Origin of the sequence: Rhodococcus sp. EPR-134, from assembly GCF_001647205.1 — a bacterium.
Lineage (GTDB): Bacteria > Actinomycetota > Actinomycetes > Mycobacteriales > Mycobacteriaceae > Rhodococcus_F > Rhodococcus_F qingshengii.
Genome location: NZ_LVCT01000363.1, coordinates 1 through 15222, shown reverse-complemented (window position 1 = coordinate 15222; position 15222 = coordinate 1). Strand labels below are relative to the sequence as shown.

General features: G+C 60.7%; 16 protein-coding genes. 6 read left to right on the top strand and 10 right to left on the bottom strand.

Going from position 1 to position 15222, the window contains the following annotated elements; genetic code table 11:
* Window positions 1–215: 215 nt before the first annotated feature.
* Window positions 216–671: a hypothetical protein gene (locus A2J01_RS16400; protein ID WP_064113109.1), complete on the top strand. Its 456-nt coding sequence runs from the start codon at window positions 216–218 to the stop codon at window positions 669–671.
* Here A2J01_RS16400 and A2J01_RS16395 read toward each other — a convergent pair whose 3' ends face one another.
* The 8 genes from A2J01_RS16395 to A2J01_RS16360 form a co-directional block, all read right to left on the bottom strand.
* Window positions 672–1013, bottom strand: a complete 342-nt coding sequence (locus A2J01_RS16395) for a hypothetical protein (RefSeq protein WP_054826150.1) — start codon at window positions 1011–1013, stop codon at window positions 672–674.
* A gap of 35 nt (window positions 1014–1048) precedes the next feature.
* A complete protein-coding gene (locus A2J01_RS16390) occupies window positions 1049–1729 on the bottom strand; it encodes a hypothetical protein (RefSeq protein ID WP_064113108.1) in 681 nt (226 codons plus the stop codon).
* A gap of 176 nt (window positions 1730–1905) precedes the next feature.
* Window positions 1906–2790, bottom strand: coding sequence for an SCO6745 family protein (locus A2J01_RS16385; protein ID WP_021333517.1), 885 nt, complete (start codon window positions 2788–2790; stop codon window positions 1906–1908).
* Window positions 2791–2855: 65 nt separating this feature from the next.
* Window positions 2856–3716 carry an ABC transporter permease gene (locus tag A2J01_RS16380; RefSeq protein ID WP_020969703.1) on the bottom strand — a complete coding sequence of 287 codons (861 nt, stop codon included), beginning with the start codon at window positions 3714–3716 and terminating at the stop codon, window positions 2856–2858.
* Entirely contained in the window at window positions 3713–4675 is a 963-nt protein-coding gene (locus A2J01_RS16375; RefSeq protein WP_158510646.1) for an ABC transporter permease, read from the bottom strand. Before A2J01_RS16375 ends, A2J01_RS16380 begins: the two co-directional genes overlap by 4 nt.
* Before the next feature lie 80 nt (window positions 4676–4755).
* Complete coding sequence (locus A2J01_RS16370) at window positions 4756–6288, bottom strand: ABC transporter substrate-binding protein (RefSeq protein ID WP_197494234.1); 1533 nt, start codon at window positions 6286–6288, stop codon at window positions 4756–4758.
* Between the two features lie 131 nt (window positions 6289–6419).
* A complete protein-coding gene (locus tag A2J01_RS16365) occupies window positions 6420–7394 on the bottom strand; it encodes an oligopeptide/dipeptide ABC transporter ATP-binding protein (RefSeq protein WP_064113106.1) in 975 nt (324 codons plus the stop codon).
* Window positions 7394–8305, bottom strand: a complete 912-nt coding sequence (locus tag A2J01_RS16360) for an ABC transporter ATP-binding protein (RefSeq protein ID WP_231915803.1) — start codon at window positions 8303–8305, stop codon at window positions 7394–7396. The genes A2J01_RS16365 and A2J01_RS16360 overlap by 1 nt, the downstream gene beginning before the upstream one ends.
* Before the next feature lie 275 nt (window positions 8306–8580).
* Here A2J01_RS16360 and A2J01_RS16355 point away from each other — a divergent pair, with 275 nt between their 5' ends.
* A complete protein-coding gene (locus A2J01_RS16355) occupies window positions 8581–9138 on the top strand; it encodes a QsdR family transcriptional regulator (RefSeq protein WP_021333511.1) in 558 nt (185 codons plus the stop codon).
* Between the two features lie 85 nt (window positions 9139–9223).
* On the opposite strand, the gene A2J01_RS16350 is transcribed toward A2J01_RS16355, so the two are convergent.
* Both A2J01_RS16350 and A2J01_RS16345 read right to left on the bottom strand, forming a co-directional pair.
* Entirely contained in the window at window positions 9224–10045 is an 822-nt protein-coding gene (locus A2J01_RS16350; RefSeq protein ID WP_064113105.1) for a class II glutamine amidotransferase, read from the bottom strand.
* Window positions 10046–10066: 21 nt separating this feature from the next.
* Complete coding sequence (locus A2J01_RS16345; RefSeq protein WP_030537512.1) at window positions 10067–10510, bottom strand: DUF7144 family membrane protein; 444 nt, start codon at window positions 10508–10510, stop codon at window positions 10067–10069.
* Between the two features lie 345 nt (window positions 10511–10855).
* Here A2J01_RS16345 and A2J01_RS16340 point away from each other — a divergent pair, with 345 nt between their 5' ends.
* From A2J01_RS16340 to pepN, 4 genes are all read left to right on the top strand, one after another.
* A complete protein-coding gene (locus A2J01_RS16340) occupies window positions 10856–11599 on the top strand; it encodes a hypothetical protein (RefSeq protein ID WP_054187372.1) in 744 nt (247 codons plus the stop codon).
* Window positions 11596–12210, top strand: coding sequence for a class F sortase (locus A2J01_RS16335; RefSeq protein WP_231915802.1), 615 nt, complete (start codon window positions 11596–11598; stop codon window positions 12208–12210). Before A2J01_RS16340 ends, A2J01_RS16335 begins: the two co-directional genes overlap by 4 nt.
* 93 nt (window positions 12211–12303) lie before the next feature.
* A complete protein-coding gene (gene thiD / locus A2J01_RS16330) occupies window positions 12304–13104 on the top strand; it encodes a bifunctional hydroxymethylpyrimidine kinase/phosphomethylpyrimidine kinase (protein ID WP_003946192.1) in 801 nt (266 codons plus the stop codon).
* A 48-nt stretch (window positions 13105–13152) separates the two neighbouring features.
* Window positions 13153–15222 (top strand): aminopeptidase N (gene pepN, locus A2J01_RS16325; protein ID WP_064113104.1); only part of this gene is annotated, 2070 nt, incomplete at its 3' end.

Genomic DNA, 15222 nt, shown 5'->3' with positions numbered 1-15222 from the left:
ACGGAACTCTCGGGGATAGGGCTTCGGCATGGTGCACATCCTTCCAGCGGCACCTCTCGGCACCACAGATCAGATGTCACCTATCCGTGCAGCAGACCCACATAGTTTGATCCATTCTTTGATTAGCGTTGACGGTATCGACCTTCCACGCAGTTCGAGTCGTAATTGCTTTCTTCTCCGGAGCGCAATTTCGCCTACTGGCATGATCTCTTCGTATGATTGGGATTCGGATCGCGTGGGTTGTACTGGCGGTCGCCACCGGGATTCTGGGATCCGCGACGGCACAGTGGCCGCTGTACGAGATCACCGATTGCGAAATAGGCCTCGGCCCGCTCAGTTCTGCCGATTGTTACCGCTCGATTCACAACTACTTCGGGCGGGAGCTCTTCTTGGTGCTGGCGTTGCCGGTGGCTCTGTGCGTTATTCCAGCCGTGATCCCACGACCATTAGTTTCCTGGATCGTCTCGGCGACAATGCTTTGCGCTGCAGTATTGGGTTTCTTTGCAGCTTTCAGCTCTGATATGCCTTCTCTGCTGTCGATGGTGGGGAGCCTCCCTGCTGCAGTGCTGGCATTGGTACTTGCTGCGGTGCATCAGGGGATCGCATTGCGCAACAAGGGCGCCATTGCGCGTGCGCGCAGTGGGGTTCGCGATACGCAGCCGAGTGAGTGATCAGTCGGGGCTGAAGAACAGTTCCATCGAGATCCAGAACCACGCCACCATTGCCGCGACCGGCAGGAACGCGAGCACCAATGGCAACGCGAATTGCCTGCCGGTGCGGCTGGGAATAGTCATAAGTCCGAGCAAGACGAACACGGCGGCAGGCGCCGCCCAACTTATCCAGTAGGTGAGTGGTGGTGGGTTGGGCCCGAACGACGTGAACGAACGGTTCGGATACAGCTGCGGCTGCGGGACATCGGCGAAGTGTTGCCACAGGAGTACCAATGGCAGGTAGCCGAACAGTCCCAGTAGGAGGCCGACGACGAGTCCCGCGAAGATTCGTTCGCCCCTCATCTCAACGCACCCGTCCGAATCAATCGTCCCACTGCCTATGCGACTTCTGGTAAGTCACGAGGCTGAATCCGTAGAGCCCACGCCCGGGCCGCAACGAACGTCATGGACAATACGAGAACGACCAGCAGTACGACCGCGATCCAGGTGGGAGTGGTGGTGGAAAAGCCCAGCCTCCACGCAGTACCGACACCTACAGTCGTCGCCGCCAACGCCCCGACCGGAAGCATCGCCGCCACCGCTCGCGTCGTGCGAACAGTAAGTCGATCCCCGGCAGCGCGAAGGACTCCGAACACGGCGGCGACCGAAATGCCATACGCCAGGAGACCGCTGACGGCATAGACCAGGAGCGGGGACCATCCGATATCAACCGACCCGGTGAATGCCATGCCGATCAAGACCAACAGGGGCGTCAACCCAAGCGTGACGCCTGCGAGGCCTGCCACCACAGTTGGAACCATTCGATTGTCCTGGCCTCCGGAGATTCGCACGCCCGCGAGGCGGAGCACGAACCCGGTCAGCGCGCCCAGAAGGGCGCCGATCACCGCAGCCTCGATGGGCCAGGTCCATTGCGATTCACCCGCGAAGCCCGAGATTGTGGTGCCACCCGAAAAGAGGGTGATCGTGGCGGACGCCTGTGCCGATCCCTGTGTCAGCGCCGCCGTGACGATGGCAACGGTCGCACCGAACAAAGCAAACCCGAGTGCCTGTTTCCACATCTAGCCATCTTGACCCATCCCGCGGGAGAATTCGGCACAACGGCAGTCTCATCCGGATGCCTTCTCACTGTGCAGATTGGGGGCGCAGCCGACTTCGGCGATAATTGTGTGAAGGGGCTGGTGGTGACACCCTCGTCGTATCACCACCAGCCACGTTCGACACTCACGACCTGCTGTCACGCACGCAATCGGCGACGTGCTGCCAGTGCTGCCGGAAATCCGAGATCTGCATCGATCACTTCACCGGAGAGACGTTCCGAGATTTCGATCAGTCGACTGCATCCGGTCTCTCCGATCGCCTCGTACGGGTACGACCCCAGCACATCGGTCTGATGCTCAACCCGCTTCCGGCGATCGCGACCCACCTCGTTCAGGTGAAGCTCGGGGCCGCCTTCGAGCCATCCACGCGCCCGCACACTTTCGACGCCTTCCGCCCACTGATCGTTGTCCCATGCCCGGCTCATTTGCAGAGCAGCAGCAGGAACATCACCGGTTGCGGCGTGGACTACCAACGCTTCGACACCGTTGAGTCCCTCGGCGTGAAGAAGTGCGACATGAGAATCTCCGCGAAACTCCCGGAGCAAGGATTGGGCATGCCACAACACGAGATGAGGCTCCTCAGGCCACGGCAATGATGCGTGCCCACCGAACAGGGGTCGCCCTTGTGGTCTGTTGCAGGCGCGTTCCGCGGCTCGACGTGCGAGTTCGGCAGCTTCGCGAACTTCGGTGCCGTCGACATGTTCTCCCCAGGCCTTGCGCAGCGAACGGTCGACAGCGTCGAGCCGAGCGGTGAGGATCTGTTCGGGGGTGGCGATTGTCCAGGCTTCCGGCAGCACCGCGTGTACCAGTTCGGGGTTGAAGTTGAAGAACGTAGCGATGGTGACTTCAGCCGCTACTGCGCCCATGGGCGCAGACCGCGAAGCGAAGTAGCCCATTCGAGGGTGTGTAAAGCCCAGTGCGGCATATGCTTCCGCGCCGAAAGGGGTGAAGTAGATCATGCCGTGTATCGGTTCGGCTCCACGGAAGACGCGGCGCGCGGTTTCTGGTGCGATCGAGGTCATCGATAGTCCTTCATGCTGGTGGTGTGGTCTTCGAACAGTCGATTCGGATGGTTGTTCTACGCCGGCTATCTCCCTCTGACATACATGCGGTCCCGGACGGCATCACCCACTCGGTAGACGGCCAGGACGACCAATGAAATCAGAATGCCGGAGGGGAGAATCTGTTGTGGTGCACTCAAGATGTGCAGGTACGCATCGGATAGGTCACCGCCCCAACTCGGAGTGGGGGGCTGTATTCCCAACCCCAGGAATGAGAGTGCCGCCTGCGCGAGAAAAGTCAGGCCGGTGAGCACGGTCACCTGAACGACAACCGGCCCGATTGCGTGCGGAAGAAGATGACGCAGGAGCACTACGTGCGGCGGGCATCCTGAGAGTCGCGCGCTCAGAACGAAGTCTCGGTTCCTCGTTTCGCTGACCCCGGCAGCCAGAATTCTTGCAATTGTGGGTGCATAGACGACTCCGAGCGCTGACATCGACGTGATCAGGCTCGGCCCCAGAACACCGGTAATAGCCACTGCGAGAACCAAACCTGGGAATGCCAGCAATGCGTCCGCCACCCGGAGGAGTGACGCGCCGATCCAGCGTGGCCAATATCCGGCGATCAACCCCCACGGAATTCCCAACAGCAGACTGACAGCGACAGCGATCGCGACGCCGAAGAAGGCGGAGCGTCCTCCCCAGATCAATCGACTGAGCACGTCACGACCGAAGCCGTCAGTGCCAAGCAGGTGCTGTGCACTCGGACCGGCGAACGTGTTGGTCAGGTTCTGATCGGTCGGACTGTGCGGAGCCACGAACGAGGCCAAGACGGACGCCGCTATCAGCGTTCCGAGAAAGCAGTAGCTGAGCCATAATCCGGGGTGCAGTCGAGGGAGAGCCCACTTGGAGCGGGTCTCGCCTGCGGTGGTAAGCGCGAGTTGGCTCACGAGATCGTTCCCTTCCTCAATTGTGGGCTGATCATGTTGTTGACGACGTCGACCAGGATGTTCACGAGAAGCACGATCACGACGAACAGCAACACAATGCCTTGAAGCATCGGATAATCTCGCGTGTCGATCGCAATGACGAGAGCGCTCCCGAGGCCCGGCAGCACGAAGATCTGCTCGAGAATGACCGTCGCACCCAGCATCGCCACGGCGAGCAATCCATAGACAGTGACAATCGTGGGAACGATGTTTCGTAGCGCGTAGCGCCACACGATCTTCCGCTCGTCGATACCCATCGCACGCGCAGTTCGTACGTAGTCACTTGACAGTGTCTCGATCATCGCAGCCCTGGTCTGCCGAACCGCAATCGATGCTGCGCCGGCAGCGAGCGCCGTTGCTGGTAGGACCAAATGGCTCAGGTTGTCGATCACACTGTTCTCGAGAGGAACCCAGCCGAGCACCGGTAGAACTCCCAAACCGAGGGCGAAGACATCGACCAGCACGATAGCGAGGAAGAAGTCCGGTACCGCGAGTCCGATCCCCGAAACCGTGCGGGTCAGACCATCGCTGCGTCGTCCCTGCCGCGTCGCGGTCCACACACCGAGCGGTATGGCGACGACGGCGGACAGTAACAGTGCGAGTACAACGAGCTCGGCGCTCGCCGGCAGGCGCGCAAGGATCTGTGGGCCGACGGGGGCGCTGTTCTGTAGCGACGTTCCCAGATCTCCGTGCAGAGCCGACACCACCCAGTTCCAGTACTGGACCAGCAGAGGTTGATTCAATCCGAGGCGCTCGTTGAGTGCCGCGATCGCTTCATCGCTGCCGTTCGGACCGAGAAGTGCCTCGGCTGGTCCACCGGGGATTATCCGGATAAGGGCAAAGGTTATGAAACTAGCGATAATCGCGGTAGGAATTATCTGTGCGAACCGGACGCCGATCATCCGTATGTAAGGATTCACCGGCGATCGGTGAGGGTTTCGGGTCGGATCGCTCTCAGGCTCGGGGGCCAACGAATTCTCTTGCGATACAACGGTCGTCGTCATGACTTCGAGAGGTACGTCAGATTGGGGGAGCCGTTCAGTGCAGGAACGGCCCCGTGGACGTTCTTCGTGTAGGCGACCACGTCGGGAGTGAAGTACAACGGTACGTACTCAGCGGACTTGATCACGACTTGATTGATCTGTTTGACGATGTCGAGCTGAGCGGTTTCGTCATACGTGTTGTTCAGCAGTGCGATCAGCTTCTCCAACTCCTCGTTGGGGACGGAATTCTGCCGGAAGTACGATCGCGAACCCAGAGAGGCTTCGAAATTGAGCGGTGCGGATGCTCGCGTGGGCCATCCCACGCTGAAGACGTCCGCGCTGTTGTGTGCGACGAACTCCGTAATCGCCTGAGGTCCACTCATTTCGACGAAGTCGACCTTGATGCCGACTTTCTCCCATTGTTCTCCGACAAGGACCGCGTTGGTCGAGTACGGCGGTAGGTTGCCTGCTAGTCCGCGCACGGTGACCCCATTCGGATACCCCGCCTCCGCTAGCAGCGATTTGGCCTTCTCCGGGTCGTACGGCCATGCATCTTCGGTTTCCTCGTCGTAGAACTGCGAACCGGGAGGATATTGACCGAACGCCGCAGTTCCTTCCGAGCTGTCCAGCGCGGCTCGCGCAATTGCCTTGCGGTCGAGCGCATACTGCATCGCCAGACGAACCCGGACGTCGTTAACCACAGGGTTCTTGTTGTTGATCACGACGAGCGCAACTCCGAGTCTCGGGTCGTGACTGACGTTCAGGTTGGGATTCCGTTCGAGGATCGGAGCACTCGACGGTGTGAGCCCGTATGCAAAATCCGCAGCGTTCGATGTCAGGGCATTTGTCAGCGCTGTGGGATTGGAGATCACCTGGATCTGGATCTTGGCGAGCTGGGGGCTGGGTGGACCTGCCGGTTTGTAATCGTCGAATCGACTGAATGTGTATGAACTGTTCGGGACTGCGCTGGTGAATGTGTACGGCCCTGCGCCTACAGGCATGTTGGCGAAGTCTGCCCCTGCTGCTGCCAGCGCAGTGGGGGAGACCACCATTCCCAATCTGCCGTTGAGCCAGCCTGGTAAACCGGAGGTAGGTGAACTCAACGAGATCGTGACGTGATCTGGGGACGTTGCTTCGATGCTCTTGATCGTCGGGACGGAAACGATTCCGAGACTCAAGCAGTGTTCCATGCTTGCCTTGACGGCTGCTGCATCGACAGCTGTACCGTCGTGGAAGGTCAAGCCGTTCTGCAACGTCATCTCGAACGTCAGGTTGTCCGGTCCGGAGAAGCCCCACTCGCTGGCGATTCCGGGCCGCAACTTCTGGGTGGCAGGTTCCGCATCGATCAGTGGTGCATACATCAACTGTAAGTAGTCGATGTCGTATCCGATGTTTCCCGCACACGGGTCGAGCGAGGCGGGCACGTGCGATGTCGCGATCTTGAGTTCGGCGTTCGGATCGGCAGGTCCGGTATCGCCGGCGGTACCGGTGGCGCTGCTCGAACAGCCGCTGAGCACAAGAGCAGAAAGTGCAAACGCAGCTACCAGCACACGTGGGCCACTTTTCCCATGATTCTGGAAGCGTGTGATCGGATATCGGGATCGCAAAGACAGACGCGGATTCATATGGTGGACTTTCGCTTTGGTCTTCTCGGAAGGGGGGAGACTGACGCGGCACGCATTTACTGCGGCGGGTTGGAGATTCCGATCGATGTGGCCGGGGACGATAGATGGCAGGCGGAGCTGTGTGCGGAATTCGAGGCCGCGCGAAGTGACGGCGCTTCCGACGCACAGCGATCCATCGCAAACGGGCAGCGGGTGCGGAATCGACAGCCCGAGGGTGGATTCCGTGGGTCGGGTAACTCGCCCCGCACCAATGCTTTCCGACGACTGCGCCGCTCGAGTTCGATGTGCGGGGCCGCGGCGAGAAGCGCCTGCGTGTAGGGGTGCGATGGAGTCCTCAGGACCGTGGCAACCGGTCCGATCTCGACGATTCGGCCGAGGTACATCACCGCGACGCGATCGGCGATCCGTGCCACCGAACCCAAATCGTGCGAAATGAAGATGTACGTGAGGTCATGTTCTTCTCGGAGATCGGCAAGAAGCTGCAACACCTCTTCCTGAAGCGAAACATCCAGGGAGGCAACAGGTTCGTCGCAGAGAATCAGTGGCGCCTTGGAGGCAAGTGCACGAGCGATGGTCACGCGTTGGCGTTGGCCGCCGGAGAGCTGGGTCGGGAGGCGGTCGGCAAGCTCAGCGCCGAGACCGACCCTACGCAACAGCTCGACGGCTTTCGGCCGCAAGGACTGTGGGATGCGCAGACGCCCTGGCGCCATCGGCTCGGCTACGCAAGCCCATGAGGCCATCCGATTGTTCAAGGCCGACGTAGGGTTTTGAAAAATGAGATGGGAAGATCCACCCTTGCCGAACGCCGGGTCGTCGAGATTCATAGTGATGGAGCCTGCGGCCGTAGCCACCAGACCCGCGAGAGCGTGAGCCGTCGAGGATTTTCCCGATCCTGATTCACCGATTATCGCAAGGGTTTCGCCCCTCTGTGCGGAGAAGCTGACGTCGTCGACCGCGCGAAGAGCTTTGCGTCCGCGTCCGTACTCGACTGCCAGATTCCGAACGTCGACGATGACGTCGGTGTTGCTCATCAGCTCACCAGTCCGAGCAACTCGAGTTCGTCGCTGCGGTGACATCTTGTTGCCGATTCCGGTGATCCGATCAGAAGTGGATGATCGGATATGCAGAGCTCCTCGGAGTAGTTGCACCGGGCGACGTATCGGCAACCCACGCCGTCAGCAGGGGCTTTGCTGGTGAAATCGCCTCGCGCCTTGGGTGATTGGGAGGAGACTTCTTCGAATGTCGAGCGTGCCGCCTCGAGAAGGCTGAACGTGTAGGGCTGCGCGGGCCGCCGAAGCAGCACGTCTCGTGGCGCGACGTCGACGATCTCGCCGCGAAACATGGTGATGACTCGATCCGCGACCTCGGCGACAACCGCGAGGTCGTGACTGATCAACAACACGGCAAGATCGCGCTGTTCGGCCAGTTCTCGAAGGAGATCGACAATCTGAGCTTGGATGGTGACGTCGAGCGCTGTTGTCGGTTCGTCCGCGATCAGCAACTTCGGACCGCATGCCAGGGCCATCGCGATCATCACCCGCTGACACATCCCGCCGGAAAGCTCGTACCCGTACGACTTCAAGGTTCTGCTCGGGTCGGCCAGTCCGACCTGGTGGAGAAGATCTGTAGCCACGTCCTCCGCATCGACTTTCGTGATGTCGCGGTGGGCCTTCAACACATCGACGATCTGGCGACCGATGCTGACGGAGGGGTTGAGAGCCGAACTCGGGTCCTGGAAGACCATACTGACGTCGCGACCGCGTATTTTCCTCAACTTGGCGGCGGGCAGACCCACAAGTTCCTGTCCTTCCAAACGGATGCTTCCGCTGGTTGTTGCCGTACGGGGCAAGAGACCGAGCAGAGCGAGTCCGGTCAGTGTCTTTCCGCTCCCGCTCTCTCCTACGAGGCCGGTGATTTCGCCCGACCCCAACTCGAAGCTCACTCGGTCGAGGAGTCTGTTCGAAATCGATTCTGTCCCAATGTCAACCGTGAGGTCTCGTACTTGCAGAAGTGGGCTCATCGTCGGGTCGTCCACGTGTGATCGTTCATCGCATTCCTCCGTAAACAACTGAACTGTTGTGACTGGAATCACGTACCGGGGAACCATAAACACTCACCTGCAACAAAGTCAATGAATGTTGCAACGATTGCCGTCGATGGCGCCGTCTGATCGCCTCCGGCTACCGACCAGCACGTCGTCAGCGATACATTCACTCCATGGCCGAGACACGTGACATCCGCGCGGAAGCGTTGAGTGCCGCCCGACGACAGTTCGCAGCCGGAAAACCGCTCGATGTGAACGCTTTGGCCACCGAGTTGGGGGTGGATCGGACCACCTTGTTCCGGCGTGCAGGGAATCGCGACACAATTACCGGTGACGTGCTCGATTCGCTGGCGCGCCGAACGTGGCGAATGGGCCTCGAGGAGTGCGGTGGAAGCGGAGCGTCAAGGGTTGTCGACGTCCTCACTTACCATGCACGGGCGACAATCGAGACCGAATTCTTCCGGACGTATTTGACTCGGGAACCGCAAAAGGCGTTGTGCATACTCACAACTGGACTGGGGCCGATTCAGGGCACGATGGTCGAATCCGTGCGAAGGCTGATCGAAGCTGAAATACCGGAGCAGATTCGGCCAGACCTGCCCGTCGAGGACATGGCATATCTGCTGGTTCGCGTGGGTGAGTCGTTCATCTACAACGATTTGCTCACTGGTGGCACTCCGGATACGGAGAAGGCTCGCTTGGCGTTCCGGCTCATCCTCTCGCGTGACTAGTGTGCCGAGTTTCCGTTGTCTCAGTTTTCGTGAAAGCGCTTCGAATGCAAGCTATTTCATAGCTATGCCTGGTTGTATGACCCAATCAGGCTGGTGGGATCGGCACAAAGCTCCGCATCTCGTCCCGTCCGGGCCGGATGACGCCTGCGGCGGATTCGGGAACCTCGTTCCAGGCGCCGGGAAGGTCACGTAGAGGCTCGGAGACGACGATTCGGGTCTCCTCACTCAGATGGTGCAGGGCATCCACCTCAGGATGGAGCTTGCGCAACATGGAAATCGCGGTGGAGAAGAACAACGACCTCGACTGGTGCTCGCTGGAATAGCGAAAGATCCAGGTGGAGATGCCATCCGACGTGGCGACGGTCATCTGAACCGGATTGTCGATTCCCTGCGAGCGGGCCGTGTGCTCGACGAATCCGACGGCCCTCGCGACACCTTCGAACGGATCGTCGGTCAGGCCGAACGTCAGCGCGAGGAAGAACAAGGTTTCCGAGTCCGTCGATCCTTCGAGATCCGGAAAGAGCGACGGATCAATGGCAGTCACCAATTCCCGTTTCATGTCGTGGAATCCGTGTAGTGAACCGTTGTGCATCCACAACCATTGCCGGTGCCGGAACGGGTGACAGTTGCTGCGCTGCACTGCAGTTCCCGTCGAGGCGCGGATGTGAGCGAACAGCAGAGGGGTGCGCAATTGGGAGGTGACTTCGCGCAGGTTCGAGTCGTTCCACGCGGGTTCGATGCTCTTGAAAACTGCCGGTTGGGGGCCTTCCCCGTACCAGCCGATTCCGAAGCCGTCGCCATTTGTCGTCGTGGCCCCGAGTTGAGAATGCAGGCTCTGGTCGATCAGCGAGTGCTGTGGCCTGAACAGCAAGTCATGGGCCAGTATCGGCTCTCCGGAATACGCCATCCACCTACACATACTTTCAACTCAAGCAGATCGAGTCGGCGTTGACGGTGCATGCGCAGCGGCATGCGTCGTCTGGGTGGGCTTCCATGTCGACACAGCCCAGATCACGACGATGTTCAGCGCGATGATGAGAGTCGACCACCAGGGGTAGTACGGCAGCCACAAGAAGTTCGCGATGATCGAGATCGCGCAGATCACCACTGCCGACACCCGCGCCCAGGCCGCTCCGGTGAACAGTGCAAGCCCGACGAGAGCGACGAGCGCGCCCAACACGAGATGGATCCAACCCCACGTCGTCAGGTCGAACTGATAGACGTAGTCGATCCCGACTACGAACACTTCGTTTTCGGCGACTGCAGCGAGTCCTTGGAAGAACTGCACGATGCCGACCGTCACCAAGATGACGGCTGCCCCGATCGATGTTCCTACCGCGAAACCCTGCTTGACTGATGTTGTATCCGACATGACGGTTTCCCTTGATTCGGTGGGGGGGCGACCGGACACGTGCCCGGCACGCTCGTTGTAGTGATCGTTGTTCCACCGGCTGACCGCTATGAAACGGAAATACCTGTCCAATGCGGTGAGAAATCAGTGCGATCTGCTCCGATGTGCGGGCGAAATGTAACTTCTGACCCCTGTTGATCCGATGGACCCCTTGCCGGAACGCGTGTGCGGAGAAATTGCTCGTAACCGAAGTTCACAGAAAACAAGAAGAATTCGGCACGGAATTCGACCTATTTGTCCAGCTGTACTGGTATTTTGACTGAATTGACCGGAAGCTACGGTCCGCGGAAAAAAGGTAGCGAGAGAATGACGATCTTCGGCAGGCGTACCGCGGGCATCACCGCGACGGCCTTCGTCTTGGCGACCGTTGTGTCGACAGCACTCCCCGCAGTGGGATCGGCTGCCCCCGTTTCGCTCACCCGCGCGTGCAACTCGGAAATCAACGAAAATTCGATGTCACTCGATCCGGCCGTGATCGACGGTTGGTACGACATCTCGACTGGATCGCCTGGAACGAAAATCAACTCGATCGAGGCGTGGCGGACAGTGCCGGGAGACATCCTCGAGTTCCGCGCATCGGTGACGATCAGAGCCCACGGAAGTCCCGTCCGAGGGACCCTTCGGATCGACGGCGCCGGCTTGACCGGAGATCAGGATTTGATCTCCAGAATGACGTTGACCCAAGATCTCGGCCGGTCAGGATCAACGGTCACCGACGCTGACGACGGTTCGGTCATCCCCGTACGTGCCAAGCTCGCCTTCGACGTCACAACTCCGGGCCAGGTAGCCCAGAATCGGACAGTCAACCTCTCTGCGGTCAAGATCGTTTTGAGCGGCGACACCACCGATCCGGGAGGTGAATGCCCCGGCCCCGGCCCCGGCCCCGGCCCGGGCCCCGGCGGCGGCGGGAATGGAAGCGGTGGCGGGAACGGCGGTGGTGACGGTTCCGGTGGGAACGGTGGGGATTCCGGTGACGCACTTCCCGGTCGTGACGTCGGAAACCGAGTACCAATTTCCCAGATTCCGTCCGGCCCGACTTCTCGTCCGTGACAGCGGCACCTGGATCCACGGCCAGCCGAACGTGGGCCGCTGCAGTAGTTGCGACAATGCTCTTGATCGGCGGATGTTCCGACGACGGTGACTCGCCGACCCGCGTCCTCGCGACCGGCCAACAAGATTTGCCGCCAGGAATTCGCGCGGTGGTCGACGGTCCGGATGTCCCGACCACGCTGCGCACAGGCAACAGCACCGCTGACATCCTGCCGATCAAGACGACGACGGACGGCTCGCTCATTCCGCCCGAGGATGTCAGTGAGATCGGATGGTGGGCAGATTCGGCATTTCCCGGCTCCGGCGCGGGCACCGTGGTGATCACCGGACACATCAACGACATCTATCAGGGTGACGGTTTCGGAAAGAAGTTCTCGACACTGGAAATCGGCTCGGTCGTGACCGTGGCGGGCGCCGGGGGACAGACCTGGAACTACCGTATCGATGCGGTCGATCACTACAGCAAGGACGGCGAGCTGCCGGTCGAGCGATTGAACAGCCTCGACGGACCCGAAACCCTCGCGCTGATCACCTGCGGCGGCGAGTTCGTCGGTCCGCCGTTCGGATACGAGGACAACGACGTCGCGTGGGGAACTCCGGTGCCCGCATAGCCGAAAACCAGACGTCGGAACGGTTGATAAACTGGGTCCCGCGTTCGTGGCCATCCACGCACGTTTCGAAAGTCCGAAGAAGGAGATTGTGCTGTGGTTGACCTCGCCTATGTCATCGCTGGGTCCGAAGCGACTGGCGGTGCCGGCCTGCAGGTCGACCTGAAGACGTTCCAGGCATTGGACGTCTACGGCGTAGCGACCACCACATGTATCGTCTCGTTCGATCCCAAGAACAACTGGGGTCATCGCTTCGTACCGATCGCTCCTGACGTGATCGCTGATCAGATCGAGGCTGCCACGGCGGCTCACGATCTGGACGTCGTCAAGATCGGCATGTTGGGCACGCCCGCCACCATCGAGGTTGTGGCAGAGGGCCTGCGTCGGCAGTCCTGGCGCCACGTCGTCCTCGACCCGGTCCTGATCTGCAAGGGCCAGGAGCCCGGTGCGGCTCTCGATACCGATACAGCACTTCGTGATTCGATCCTCCCGCTCGCCACCGTCGTCACACCCAACCTGTTCGAGGCACGCACCCTCGCCGGAATGGACAGCATCGAAAGCGTCGACGACCTCATCGAGGCCGCACGTCGTATCCATGACCTCGGACCCAAGTACGTGCTCGCAAAGGGCGGTGTCGAACTCGCCGGTGGCGACGCCGTCGACGTGTTGTTCGACGGGACCGACGTGACGGTTCTCTCCGCCCCCAAGGTCGGCGAAGAGCGCGTCTCGGGTGCCGGTTGCACGCTGGCCGCCGCAGTGACCGCCGAACTGGCAAAGGGCGCCGACGTGGGAGAAGCCGTCGCTCTGGCCAAGAAGTTCGTCACGGCGGGCATCGAAGGCCGCGTCTCGGCACACACGCCGTTCGACACCGTCTGGCAGGGCGCGTTCAAGGGATAGGCGCACGGCGGCTCACATCGCCGCGCGCGGCCTGGCAGGATCGAGTGCGTGAGTACTGCGAACCTGAATCGAAGCGAAGTCGCCGAACGATCTCGAGCCATCTCCGTCGCCGGTTACCGGGTGGAGTTGGATCTGCGATCGGCGGTCGACTCCGCCGTGAAGACCTTTTCGACGGTCACGACAATTGATCTGACGTCCTCGGTGGAGTCCACGTGGCTCGATTTCATCGGTGCTGCAGTCGATTCCGTGGACGTCGACGGTGCGTCGATTCCGGTGGAGTACGACGGATCCCGGATCGGGCTGCGCGGACTCGGCGGATCGAACGTCGTTCGGGTGGCAGCTCACGGCCACTACAGCCGTTCGGGCGAAGGGCTGCACCGATTTGTCGACGACGCTGACGATCAGACGTATCTGTACACGCAATACGAGCCTGCCGATGCCAGGCGTGTTTTCGCCTGCTTCGAGCAGCCGGATCTCAAGGCGCCCTTCACATTCGAGGTGACAGCACCTGACGGCTGGGAAGTCCTGTCGAATCAGCCCGCGACCCAGACTCTCTCCGTGGACGGTGCACAACGCGTCACTTTCGCCCCGACGCTGCCGATCTCGACCTACATCACCGCGATCGCGGCCGGGCCGTATCACCGCGTGGCGTCGTCGTGGAGTCGCGGCGAACTCACTGTCGAGTTGGGTGCGCTGTGCCGGGCGTCGTTGGCTCCACACCTTGATGCAGACAACGTTTTCGACATCACCCGTCAGGGGCTGGACTTCTACGCCGAGTACTTCGACTATCCGTATCCGTTCGGCAAGTACGACCAGATCTTTGTCCCCGAGTACAACCTCGGCGCCATGGAGAACCCGGGACTGGTGACCTTCACCGAGGCATACGTGTTCCGCGGCACCGCAACCGACGAGCAGCATCAGCGCCGCGCCAACACGATCCTGCACGAAATGGCGCACATGTGGTTCGGCGATCTCGTGACCATGGTCTGGTGGGACGACCTGTGGCTCAAAGAATCTTTTGCTGATTTCATGGGATCGCTGGTCAGCGCCGAAGCCACTCGCTTCACCGATGCCTGGGTGGCATTCGCCATCAAGCGAAAAGCGTGGGCGTACCTCCAAGATCAGCTGCCGACAACTCATCCCATCGTCGCCGACATCGTCGATCTCGAAGCTGCGAAGCTTAACTTCGACGGAATCACCTACGCCAAGGGCGCCAGTGTCCTCAAACAACTTGTGGCGTTCGTCGGGCGTGACGCGTTCTTCGAAGCGGCACGCCGGTACTTCAAGGCTCACGCGTACGGAAACACCACGCTGGTCGATCTGCTCGACGTGCTCACGGAGACTTCCGGGCGCGACGTGCGCGAATGGGCCCGAATCTGGTTGCAGACCACCGGGGTGTCCACGCTGTCGCTCGACGGAACCGATGTGGTCCAGACGGACCCGCGGCCGCATCGGCTCGCAGTCGGAATCTACGACTACAACGAGTCCGGAGATCTTGTTCGCACCGAACGCGTCGAACTCGACATCACCGAATCACGCACGTCGGTCGACCTTCCGCCCGGAGCACTCACACTGCTCAACGACGAAGACCTCACCTACGCCAAGGTGCGATTGGACGCGGAATCTCTGTCCACTGTCGAGGCATCCCTGGACCGCGTGAGCGATCCGCTTGCGCGCGGGGTGATCTGGTCGTCGCTGTGGAACTCGGTGCGTGATGCGCAGCTCTCGGTGTTCCGGTACCTCGACATGGTGGAACGATTCGCTCCCGCGGAGACAGATCTTGCGATTCTCAGCTCGATCCTGACCGATGCCCAATACGCGGTTCTTCACTACGTTCCGAAAAGCTTGCGGCCCAATGTAAGTGCAGGCTGGTTGGAAACGACCTGGAAGGCGGTGTTCGAGGCCGAACCGGAGTCCGGAAGACAGCTGGCATGGGCACGGGCTCTGTCGGCCGCTGCAGCGGTCAACGATGCTCGCGCCGACGAGGTGCGGTCGATACTCGACGGCACCTGCCCGGGGCCGGTCGGACTGGCTCTCGATCCTGATCTGCGGTGGGCATTGTGGATCGCCCTGTCGGCGACCGGCCATGCGAGTGTGAGCGACTTCGATGGTGAGCTG